Annotated in this window: 8 protein-coding genes, 1 pseudogene and 2 riboswitches; all 9 genes and pseudogenes read right to left on the bottom strand. The window is 37.4% G+C overall.

All coding sequences use genetic code 11. The features are described 5' to 3' along the window. Window positions 1–275 precede the first annotated feature (275 nt). The 9 genes and pseudogenes from AC6CHV_RS25385 to AC6CHV_RS25345 all read right to left on the bottom strand — a co-directional run bounded on the left by AC6CHV_RS25385 (window position 276) and on the right by AC6CHV_RS25345 (window position 11,810). A complete protein-coding gene (locus AC6CHV_RS25385; RefSeq protein ID WP_341329751.1) occupies window positions 276–1,598 on the bottom strand; it encodes an NCS2 family permease in 1,323 nt (440 codons plus the stop codon). Between the two features lie 150 nt (window positions 1,599–1,748). Next, window positions 1,749–1,851, bottom strand: a riboswitch (purine riboswitch). Window positions 1,852–1,936: 85 nt separating this feature from the next. After that, window positions 1,937–3,457 (bottom strand): glutamine-hydrolyzing GMP synthase, encoded by a 1,521-nt coding sequence (gene guaA, locus AC6CHV_RS25380; protein ID WP_341333468.1) that lies wholly within the window; start codon window positions 3,455–3,457, stop codon window positions 1,937–1,939. A 304-nt stretch (window positions 3,458–3,761) separates the two neighbouring features. After that, window positions 3,762–3,863: riboswitch (purine riboswitch) on the bottom strand. Window positions 3,864–3,897: 34 nt separating this feature from the next. Beyond that, window positions 3,898–4,221: a DUF4129 domain-containing protein gene (locus AC6CHV_RS25375; protein WP_440274818.1), complete on the bottom strand. Its 324-nt coding sequence runs from the start codon at window positions 4,219–4,221 to the stop codon at window positions 3,898–3,900. Window positions 4,222–4,461: 240 nt separating this feature from the next. Further along, window positions 4,462–6,075, bottom strand: a pseudogene (locus AC6CHV_RS25370) (transglutaminase TgpA family protein); the annotation flags it as partial. Between the two features lie 230 nt (window positions 6,076–6,305). After that, window positions 6,306–7,535 (bottom strand): DUF58 domain-containing protein, encoded by a 1,230-nt coding sequence (locus AC6CHV_RS25365; RefSeq protein ID WP_341329749.1) that lies wholly within the window; start codon window positions 7,533–7,535, stop codon window positions 6,306–6,308. After that, on the bottom strand, window positions 7,535–8,497 hold the full coding sequence (locus AC6CHV_RS25360) for an AAA family ATPase (protein WP_341329748.1): 963 nt from the start codon (window positions 8,495–8,497) through the stop codon (window positions 7,535–7,537). The genes AC6CHV_RS25365 and AC6CHV_RS25360 overlap by 1 nt, the downstream gene beginning before the upstream one ends. 174 nt (window positions 8,498–8,671) lie before the next feature. Further along, window positions 8,672–9,844 (bottom strand): betaine/proline/choline family ABC transporter ATP-binding protein, encoded by a 1,173-nt coding sequence (locus AC6CHV_RS25355; RefSeq protein WP_498079895.1) that lies wholly within the window; start codon window positions 9,842–9,844, stop codon window positions 8,672–8,674. 2 nt (window positions 9,845–9,846) lie between these two features. After that, a complete protein-coding gene (locus tag AC6CHV_RS25350) occupies window positions 9,847–10,704 on the bottom strand; it encodes an ABC transporter permease subunit (protein WP_121449556.1) in 858 nt (285 codons plus the stop codon). A 95-nt stretch (window positions 10,705–10,799) separates the two neighbouring features. After that, window positions 10,800–11,810, bottom strand: coding sequence for an ABC transporter substrate-binding protein (locus AC6CHV_RS25345; RefSeq protein WP_341329746.1), 1,011 nt, complete (start codon window positions 11,808–11,810; stop codon window positions 10,800–10,802). Window positions 11,811–12,379 lie beyond the last annotated feature (569 nt).

The raw sequence follows: 12,379 nt of genomic DNA, 5'->3' as shown, positions 1-12,379 counted from the left end.
AACTTTTTAATCAGCTGTTCATCAGCGACTTTTATAATATATCATCTTTAAAAGTCTATGTCAACACCTTTTAAAAAGTGTTTCATTTTTCGAGGTGCTGCAACAGCGACCTACTTAATATACCAAGTTTAAGGTTTACCGTCAACCTATTTTTTTCTAGAATATTTTACTATATCATCCTAGTTATTACACATCTCGACAAATACTAATCATAAAAGATAGGACAAAATAAAAAAAGATACCAGACTTTTAAATCTGGTATCCCTTCATTTATTTTAAACTAAGAAGATAAAATATAAGATAAAGACAATGAATAAACCGTACATAATAGGGTGGATTTCTTTTGTTCTTCCTTTAACTATCATAGTGATAGGGTAAAAGATAAATCCAATTGCAATACCAGTTGCAATACTTGAAGTTAAAGGCATTGTCAGGATTGTTAAGAATGCCGGAACAGCAATCTCGAACTTTTTCCATTCAATATCGCCTAATGTTGCAACCATTAAGACTCCAACAATAATTAAAGCTGGTGATGTAACAGCTGGTGTTACAATACCTAATAATGGAGAGAAGAATAATGCTAGTAAGAAAAATAATGCTGTCACAACTGAAGCAAATCCTGATCTTGCACCAGCAGCAACACCTGCTGTTGATTCAACGTAAGAAGTTGTTGAAGAAGTTCCTAAGATTGCTCCAATTACTGTACCAGTAGAATCTGATACTAACGCTCTTCCTGCACGAGGAAGTTTATTATTTTTCATGATACCCGCTTGATTCGCTACCCCTACTAATGTTCCAGCTGTATCAAAGAAGTCAACGAACATTAATGTAAGAATAACAATCAGCATGTCCATTGTAAAAATATCTCCGAAGTTAGCAAATGCTGCTCCGAATGTAGGAGCTAGACTTGGTACAGAGCTAACAACTTTATCTGGTACCTCAATTAAATTAACAATCATTCCAACAATAGCTGTGATTACCATACCGATAAATACAGCTCCGTTTACTTTACGAACCATTAATATTACTGTAATAACAAGACCAAAAATAGTTAATAAAGTGTTTCCGTTTGATAGATCACCCAACGCTACTAGAGTAGCTGGATCTGCAATTACAATCCCTGCGTTTTTAAATCCTATAAATGTTATAAATAATCCAATCCCCGCTCCAACTGCGAGCTTTAGGTTTTGTGGGATAGCATCGATAATCTTTTCACGGATGCGTGTTAACGTTAGGAGAACCAAAAAGATTCCTGATACTAATACACCCGTTAAAGCAGTTTGCCATGAAATTCCCATTCCTAATACAACTGAATAAGCGAAGAATGCGTTTAGTCCCATACCAGGAGCTAAAGCAACAGGGTATTTTGCAACAACCCCCATAATAAGTGTACCAATCGCAGCTGCAAGTGCTGTTGCAACAAATACTGCGTTAGCATCCATTCTTAACTCTGACGGTAAATCGGGTACATCACTTAATGATAAAATTGATGGGTTAACGAATAAGATATAAGCCATGGATAAAAACGTTGTTAGTCCACCAATGATTTCTCGTTTGTAAGTAGTTCCAAGCTCATCGAATTGAAAATACTTTTTCATAAATAGATTCCCTCTCCCTTTGATCCATATCGTCGTACTTAAGAGCTTCGATTTGATAATAAGCGCATAAAAGCGCCTCAGATTAATATCTGAAGCGCTTGACATCAAGGATAACGATAGAAAAGGAGAATCATAGTTAATTGACACTCTTCATTATCAGTTATACCTCGTAGTCAAGCTAATTTACGGTAGCCTGGTAGAAACTTTTGGGCCATATCCCCAAGATTATACGACGTATTTCAACAAAATCTGATTTCGATTTTATTATATGACAATATACCTAGAGAGTCAACCTAAAAACGAACATTAATTTAAATTTATTTTATATCGTTCGTGTATTATTCCCACTCAATTGTTGCTGGTGGCTTGCTTGTAATATCATACACAACTCTGTTTACATGATTTACTTCATTTACGATTCTTGTCGAAATGACTTCGAGAACGTCCCATGGGATACGAGCCCAGTCTGATGTCATTCCATCAATTGAAGTCACTGCACGAATACCAATTGTGTAATCATAAGTTCTTGCATCACCCATTACACCAACACTTCGGATATCAGGAAGGACAGTAAAGTATTGCCAAATTTCACGCTCTAACCCTGCTTTTCGGATCTCTTCACGTAAGATGTAATCTGATTCACGAACAATCTCCAGTTTTTCATCTGATATTTCGCCTAAAACACGAATACCTAATCCAGGTCCTGGGAATGGTTGGCGCCATACGATTTCATCTGGAATACCAAGTTCCGTTCCAAGTGCACGTACTTCATCTTTAAATAAAGTATTAAGTGGTTCGATTAATTTGAACTGCATGTCTTCTGGTAATCCACCAACATTATGATGTGATTTGATTGTTTGTGCAGTAGCAGTTCCACTTTCAATAATGTCTGTGTAAAGAGTACCTTGTGCTAGGAAGTCGATCCCTTCTAGCTTTGCAGCTTCATCATCAAATACATAGATAAACTCATTACCAATGATTTTACGTTTTTGCTCTGGGTCGCTTACACCTTTTAGTTTATTTAAGAAGCGATCCTTTGCATCGATTTTAATGACATTCATATGGAAGCCTTCACTAAAAGTCTTCATTACACTTTCGGCCTCTCCCTTACGAAGCAAGCCATGATCAACAAACATACATGTTAATTGGTCGCCTATTGCTTTATGAATTAAAACAGCGACAACTGAAGAATCTACACCACCACTAAGTGCGCAAAGAACTTTCTTATCGCCCACTGTTTGACGGATTTTCTCCATTTCAATTTCAATGAAGTTTTCCATTGACCAGCTTTCTGAACATCCACAAGTTCCGAAAACAAAGTTTTTAAGAAGATCATTTCCGTACACTGAATGGCGTACCTCTGGATGGAACTGAACACCATATAATTTACGTGCTTCATCACTCATCGCTGAAATTGGGCAAGATGGGCTAACTGCATCAACTGTAAAGCCTTCTGGCGTTTCAACTACTAAATCCCCATGGCTCATCCATACTACTTGATCATTTGGGAGATTTGTAAAAAGCGCTGATTCATTTTGAACAGTAATTGTTGCTTTTCCGTACTCGCGATTATGTGCTTTTTCTACACGGCCGCCGAAGTGTTGTGTCATAAGTTGCATTCCGTAGCAGATTCCTAACACAGGAATACCTAAATCAAAAATTTTCTCATCGCATCTGAATGAGTTTTCATCATACACACTATTCGGTCCACCAGATAAGATAATTCCCTTTGGTTGCATTGCTTTAATTTCTTCAACTGTCAAAGTGTGAGGATGGAGTTCACTATAAACACCAAATTCACGGATTCTGCGAGTAATTAATTGATTGTATTGACTACCGAAATCTAAAACAACGATCATTTCTTGAACGTTATCCACAAAATCACCTCATTATATTTTGTAATATACCCACCAGATATTATGCATATCAAATTCGCCTTGGCGAATTTGCGCCAAGATTTTTTAGGCCCACACGGAGTGGGTCACAAAGACGTTGCCACAGGAAGTGGCGCCTTTAGTCTTTGATCCTAAGTTCGAAAACTTACCTTTGAAAATCGTATGTCTCCGCCGGAGGCTTTTTTTACCTTTATTTAGTATGGTACTGAGTAAAGGTAAAAAAAAAGAATTCCACCTAATAAAAAGGCAGAATTCTAGGTCACGTACCCTATAGAATAGCTGCCTTCATAGTCAGACCATTTACGGTGGCCCGGTAGAAACTTTCGATCCATATTATCGAGGATATACGAAGGATACTTCTATTAAAAATTGTGGTTTAATTCTACCAACCAGGTACTTATTGGTCAAGATGATATCTTTTTAATTAAATTTTCCCATAATTCAACTGATTTTACCCACTCAACAGCAGCATTGTCTTTGCGGTATAGGGCACGTTCATAGTTTAATGTTAATTGTTCCATTTCATGTCCTTTATAAAACTTATCAACTTGAACAGAGTATTCCCTTAATGTTTGCCCTTCTCTTCTCGGGAAGCCTACTCGTGACAATTGTTTTAGCAAGGCATTATAGGCTTTAAAATATGTCTCTTCATCTTTCGCATTTTTGTATAACCAGATATAAAGATATGGAATCCATTTTTTTCGAGTACGAAATACAAGATACCCCATCAAGGAGATGCTTAATAGGAACATCAGAACATATTTCCATGAGAAAGTGTCTACTATCGTTTCAAAGATGCTCGTTTCATTCTCTTCTGACGTTGGTGTAGCAATAGTTTCTTCAACCTCTTCTTCTTCAGGGACTACCTCTGGTGCAGTTTGTGGCGTTTGGCTGTTTGCATTACCTGTCATTGATAAATCATAAGAAAATAAATTTGAGTTACTAAATCCTTTTGTTGGCTCAAATGGAACCCATCCAAATTCCGGAAAATATACCTCAACCCAGGAGTGTGCATTATTGTTTGTGATTTCATATGAATTTAATTCCACTCGCTGCCCTTCTGTATAGCCTTTTACCCATCTTGCCGGTATGTCCACTGCACGTAATAGGACAACCATTGAAGTTGAAAAGTTATCACAATAGCCTATTTTTGTATCAAACAAGAACTGATCGACATAGTCCTCATCCACTGTTGGAATGGCCACATTTTGCGTATCATATGCAAAGCCATTGACTTGAAAATAGCCCTCGACTGCCTTTACTTTATCGTATCGATTCGTCTGTGAGCTCGTGATTTCTACTGCAAGTTCTTTTACACGTTCAGGGAGGTCAACAGGTAATTGAGTATATCTTTCTTTAAAATTGTTATCCTGCTCAAGGCCACCTGACTGTACGACCTCTTTTAAATGGTTAATATAGTATTTCGGATACTGATAATTTAGCTTATACTTATCCAATTTGACTTCATCTTCGCCTCTTAAAGTCGAAATTTTTTCGGATAGTGGGTTAACGCTAAAATAGATATCCGGGTCTGTCTCAACTGAAGTTAACCCTAATGGATACACGATATGGGAATACTTTAGATCCATTTGAATCTCCGTTTCGAATTCCTCAACCTCTGTTTTTGGCTCATACCAATTCAACACGGTATTTTCAACATTAAAGGTTTCCCTATCAGCTGAACCAGATAATTTCCAACCCTTCCCTGTGTAGGTATCCTTAGATTCAACTCGCCAATAATGGCGTTTTTCTGTCTCTGCAGTGAACACAACTGTATCATCCGCGATAAATGGCCCACCTAGACTTTGATCATTGGTTCCATATCCGATTTTCTTTATCCCATTGATGGAGCCGTTCGTATTTTCTTGCCCATATCCCTTTAAAAATGGAACCGGGTCTGGCCATTGAGGAGATGCTTTCGGTGAAACATAACCAATAAATGTTGAAAATAAAATAAATAGGACTAATGGTATTGCCCATTTTTTCCCGATGTTTACATGATTAGAAAGCTCTTTATCCTTTAAACGCTCAAATTGTAAAATCCCAAGCATAAAAAATCCAATAAAGACCGTTCGAATAATAGCTGCTTTTGCATCATATGGGCTAAATGTATCAATCACCGTGATATAAACGATAGTTAATACGAAAAACAGCAGTATTCTTTTTTGATGAGTAAACCAATAATGTAGCAAATAACTCATTAACCAAAGTAAAATGAAAAAGAGAATCGTCCGAAAGATCGGCGTCATCCCTAACCAATTCGCTTGGAACATAAGCCCAATGTTCTTCATAAAATCACTAATAAATATACCTAACCATGTTGAATCTAAAAAATCATATTTAAAATACAAAGAATGAATCATATAGAAAATAAGGAATATTTTAATCAATGCACTAAACACAAAAGGCACCCGCAGAAATAATAATAGAAAGCTGACACCAATGAAAATGACAAACCCTGCAGTTTCCTTTGTATCTGTCACCGTTTCAAGTGGCCTCAACCATTCCCAAAGTAAGAGAAAACCAAATATATTTAACAATAGGTTTCGAACATCTCGTTTTGCTGGAATTTTAGGCTTCATGATTTCCTCCCTCCTGAATCAAATGCGCCTTGGCGTATTTGCGCCCAGATTTTTTGGCCCACACAAGGTGGGTCACAAAGACGTTGCCACAGGACGAGGCGTACTTAGTCTTTGATCTTATGATCGTGAAATTTCCTTTGAAAATCTGTGGCATTCACCGGAGGCTTAACTATATTCAGCCAAGATTTGAATCTCTACAAAATTGAAAATTTCATTTCATTTATCCCCACCTATTGAAGTTTCGAATTTTGCTGAATAGAGTTAAATACTTCGGTAAAATGTCCTTCATAGACGACTTTTGTAAATACATGATGCTTTCTGATTGCTTCGAGGACACCAAATTCAGCCTGCGTCAGCTGTATTCCTCTTTCTTTGACCACAAAAAGCTGTAAGTCAGCGTTTCGCATCGAAAACCTGCCTACTAAATGAATCGTATCCTGACTTAATTCACTTGTGACCACCATGAAAGTTACAGGCTGGTAATTTTTTTTGATTTCTGATTCCACAATTTGCGAAAATGATAGCGGACTATTGTCTTTTACTTTCGCAAGGTGGTGATAAATTGCTTGTTGCTGGGATTCTCCACTTTTTAACGGGAAGATAGCTTGGTCTTCCCCAATCGAGATAAATGAAACCTGTGCCCCTTTTCTTAATATCGCTTTCGTTAGTGAGGCTGTAAAGGATACAATCTGTTCAAAATGGGCTGATTCTGATCGATCCATGAATAAAACAACATCATGACTTTGCTGCTGCTCAAATTCTTTCGTCATAATTCCATTTCGTCTAGCCGAAGCCTTCCAATCAATCCATGAGAATCGGTCACCAGGGATATATTCCCGCACACCGATTGCAATTGCTGTATCCCGCTGTAATCTTACGTTTGAGGAAGTCATACCCTGTTCAAAGCGACTTTCCTGTTGTCGGTAAAGCATATCTACGTACTGTGGATATACTAAAAACTGGTCACGTACCGGCATATTGGCTTCTTTTTCAATAAGTCCGAATAAATCTCCTGTCTTAATTCGGATTCCCTCTAAGAGATGCTCCCCCCGCGGGACTGAGCTAAACTTGTATTTGTAAGTTAACTCCCGCTTAAACCAAGGGAACAGGATCACCTTTGATTGTTTCGATTCTTCATATTTTTTCAATTGAGGTGGAAGAAGCTCCTCAATAATTAGATACATAAGTGGGAAAGGAATTTTTCTCCGAATCAAGATTGTTGCTTCAAATTCCTCTCCTGCTACATACTCACCCTTTCTGATGTGACGTTCCAGTTTAAAATCTTTAATAGGATAGATTGATAGAACAAAAGAATACAATCCAAATGGGATAAAACTATAAAATAGAAACCAGCTTACGAACCCACCTTGAAACATCGCATATACAAATGTAGCTACAATCAGAAGAAAAATATTGACGAGTTTCCCCATTTCTTTAAGTTTTCGAAATAGTCTCCTCATTAACGATTCAACGACCTTTGTACTGGAATTGGTGTTCTTTCAATGATTTTCGATACTACTTTTTCAGTTGTCATTCCTTCAAATCTTGCTTCTGATTTTAATATGATTCGATGTGGAAGAACATATAACGCAAGATATTGAATATCATCCGGTATCACAAAATCCCTACCGTGTATCAAAGCATAGGCCTGAGATGCCCGCATTAATGCAATCGACCCACGCGGACTAGCTCCTAAATAAACGGAACTATGCTCTCTCGTTCGACTTACTAAATCTACAATATATTCTTTAATTGTTTGGTCAACATAAACTTCTTTTGCTTCATTTTGAAGAGAAATTAGTTCTTCAAGTGTAATTACCGCTTCGAGTTTTTCAATTGGCTTGGACTTTTCCGCTCGATTCAATACCTCAATTTCCTCATTAACAGATGGATACCCCATTTTCATTTTTAATAGAAAACGATCGAGCTGTGCTTCTGGCAGTGGGTATGTTCCTTCATATTCAATTGGGTTTTGGGTTGCCATAACAAAGAAAGGCTTAGGTAACATACGGGTTACTCCGTCAACAGTAATACTGCTTTCTTCCATTCCCTCAAGTAGGGCCGATTGTGTCTTCGGAGAAGTTCTGTTGATTTCGTCCGCAAGTACAATATGGCCAATAATTGGACCAGGTCTGAACTCAAATTGAAGTTCTTTCGGATTATAGATGGACGTTCCAGTTACATCAGACGGCAATAGGTCGGGCGTAAACTGAATCCGCTTGAATTCCGCACTTACTGATTTTGCGAGTGAACGTACCATCATCGTCTTCCCGACACCTGGTACATCCTCTAATAAGACATGTCCCTCTGACAATAATGCAACCAAACTCAGTGTGGCTACATCTCTTTTTCCGATCATTACTTTTTCAATGTTTTCAATTACTTTTCCTAAAACAGGATGTAATATATCAAGCTGCGCCATTTTCCGTCCCCCTATTTACCTAGCATCTTCTTACAATATATGTAACCATTATACTATCGACCATATTATGATTTCTATGGGGAACCAACAATTCCCTTTATAATTAGAGGTTACTAAAAAAAAAAATGACTCAGATTCATAAAATAATCTGAGTCATAGTAAGTTAGTTATCTATTAGACTAAACTTGATAAAACATGAACCCGAAGGATAATCCCTAATAGTCGAGAATCCTCGTCTACTACAGCTAGAGGGAACTTTGTCTCCAATGCCTTCGGAATAATATCTTGGATATATTCATCCTTCGATACTTTAAAGATATCATCTCGAAGCACATCGGTCAGTGTCTTCTTTTCCTTTATGCCTTCAATGCAATCGTCAATCGTCACTATTCCTTGTAGTTGTCGATGCTTGTTTACAACGAATACACTAGATATACCATTCTTCTGCATTTCTTTTACAGCAACCTGTAACCCATCTTTTAAAGAAACCATTGCACTTGACTTAATCATGACATGCTCAGCTTGTAATACTTTTGAGCGATCAATATCCTTTATAAATTCAGTGATATAGTCATTCGCGGGTGTCTCAATGATTTCCTCTGGTGTACCAATTTGCTCAACGACACCATCCTTCATAACAGCTACTCGATCTCCAAGTTTAAAAGCTTCATTGATATCATGTGTAATAAAGATGATTGTCTTTTGAAGCTTGTCCTGAAGTTCTAAAAGTTCGAGTTGCATTTCTCTACGGATGAGTGGATCAAGAGCACTGAAAGGCTCATCCATTAATAGAATATCCGGATCATTCGCTAACGCACGCGCCAATCCAACACGCTGCTGCATCCCACCAGAGAGTTCACCTGGATATTTATCTTCATATCCTTTTAACCCTACACTTTCAATATTCTTCAAGGCAATGTCTCTACGTTCTTCTTTTGAGATATTTTTAATTTCAAGGCCATATTCAACATTTGCTAAGACTGTTCGGTGGCTGAATAAGCCGAAGTGCTGGAATACCATTGCAATTTTTTCCTGCCTGAATTTTTTCAATTGGGATGAATTGTAGCGAACAACATCTTCGCCATCTACATAGATAGACCCAGAGGTTGGTTTATTTAAAAGGTTAAAGCAGCGAATTAAGGTAGACTTACCACTACCGGACAGCCCCATAATGACAAAAATTTCACCTTTTTCGATCTCCATTGATGCGTTATAAACACCAACGGTATGATTTGTTTTTTCTAATATTTCTTTTTTACTCATTCCTTTTTCCACCATCGGAATGATAGATTTTGGTTTCGATCCAAATATTTTTGAGACGTTTTCTATTTTAATTTTTGTTTCCATAGTTAAGACCCCCTGTGTTTCTGGAAGGAATTCGCTACTCCTGATGTTACGCGGTCAATAATGATAGCTAGAAACACAATACTAATTCCTGCTTCAAATCCGAGTGCCATATCAATACGGTTAATCGCAATTAGAACCTGTTCACCTAATCCCTTTGCACCTACCATTGACGCAATAACAACCATTGCAAGTGCCATCATCGTTGTTTGGTTTACCCCTGCCATAATCGTCGGAAGTGCCTGTGGTAATTGGACCTTTGTGAGCATTTGCCATCTCGAAGAACCAAATGATTGAGCAGATTCAATGACGTCTTCATCAACATTCCGTATGGCGAGCTCAGTTAATCGAATAACTGGTGGCAATGCATAAATTAACGTAGCAAATACAGCCGAAACATTTCCTAGACTGAAGAAGAAAATGGCCGGAATCAAATAAACAAAACTTGGCATGGTTTGCATGGCATCAAGGATTGGTCTCATGATGATGGAGAACTTTTTACTAAACGCCATCCATACCCCAACTGGAATCCCGATGATCAACGAAATGACTACGGAGGTTAAGACGATGGCAATCGTAATCATCAATACATCCCAAAGTCCAAATGTTCCTATTAAGAAGATAAAGAATGCATATAAAACACCGGAAAGAGCAGATTTAAAGCGCCATCCTAAAAGGAAAATAATGATTAAGAAGAGCCACCACGGAATGAAGCTAAGAAAACTATCAATTCCATTGATTGTTTGAGAGGAGATAAGATGTATGAAATCAAAAAAACCTTCGAATGTTGTATCTATCCACTTTATAAATTTTTCAACGTATTTACCTAGAAAATCCCATCGTATATCTGGAAAACTACCCATAAACAGGTTACTTGATGTAACCATTCACCTCACTTTTTTTCGACAAAAATCTTTGAAAAATGTAGTAGTTGGCAGCACCAACTACTACAAATATATTATTCTAATGAACTTTTTACTTTTTCTGCAATATCTTCCGGAACCCAAGGAGTCCAGATGTCTTCGTGCTGCTTCATCCACCAATCAGCAGCCTCTTCGGCGGAAGCATCATTCTCATTCATATAGTTAAGTGCTTCTTCAGTTAAGTCGTTACTCGTTTCATAATTTTTTAGGAACTCCACAACCTCTGGTGCTTGTTCAGGCATGTCCTTATGAACTGCTACAACAACATCGTTCGGTGGGAATGCAGTACCAAAATCTTTGTTCCATTGTTCTTCGTTATATTCTGGTTCTTCTAAAAGAGTTAGATCATATTTTGCTGTTACCCATGTTGGAGACCAATAGTATCCAACCCAACCTTCACCTTTCTCATAAGCATCAACAAGCGTTGCAACTGCACTTGAATCTGAACCAGGACTAATATAACTAAATGTTTCATCTAATCCATAGGTTTCGTATTTTGCTGTCATTGTTTCGTTAACTGCCCAACCAGTAGGAGCCCCTACAATTCGTCCTTTGCTTGAATCCTCAGGGTCTGGGAAAACCTCAGGGTATTTTTTCAAATCTTCAACCGTTTTTAAATCTGGAGCTAACGGCTCAATTCCTCTTTCTTCGTCACCTTCAATGACATAAGTCGGAACATACAGCCCTTGGCTATTATCATTAAAGTTTGTAGATACTTCTTCAATATCTCCAGCATCTGTCATTTCTTTATAAAGCTCTTTGACATTATCCGTCCATACTTCCATATAGACATTAATGTCACCTTGACGTAGACCTTCTAATGTTGCAGGTGTTGAACCCACAGTCACCTCTGTGTCATAACCGTATCCTTCTTCAAGGATTCTTTGCGCTATGCTGTTATGGAAGCGAATACTATCCCAACCAGCATCAGCTAACACAATTTTGTCTAATTTTTCTGGTTCTCCATCTCCTGAAGAGCCTTCACTACTACAACCTACTAAGGCTAGTAATAAAACGGTTAGTAATGTAAATAACTTTCGTTTCATAAATAATTTTCTCCCCTTTTTTAATTTGTAAGTAAACCTATAAACTTACTGAGTTTATATCAAGAATAACCCCAAAATGAATACATATTCATTTTCAAGCGATAACAAATTCCTCCTTATGTTTATAAAAAACTTCCCTATTGAATTTTATGGTTGATTAGAATAATAGATAGGTATAATTCATTATTCAGCCAGGCGAAAAATGCAGAGGATTTGTAAAGGCTACATTTTTCAGGACGTTTGAGGATATATCTTTTGAACTATTGTTCTTAGAGGGAATATGCACTATTTGTTTAACAGCGATAACTTTTTAGGGCTACATTAAAAGTATAGAGGAATAATAAATTTCGGACAAACCTGATAATCTAGCATATCTCATGATAAACTAGCATATTTCGTTCTTTCGAAAAATTTGAGGGGGAATAGTGGTTTATCCTTCCAAGATACTCCCAAATCCTCTAATATCCTCCGGATGTGCTGAAATTTTCAGTTTTTTTATCAAAATATACTATATGTAGTATCCTTATAGTGCCTTCGTACCGTATTTGGGAAGTATAACTCGATACGAC

Source organism: Ferdinandcohnia sp. GQ5 (assembly GCF_059759275.1).
The sequence above is the reverse complement of the archived record's forward strand: the minus strand, read 5'-3'. Positions and strand labels throughout refer to the sequence as shown.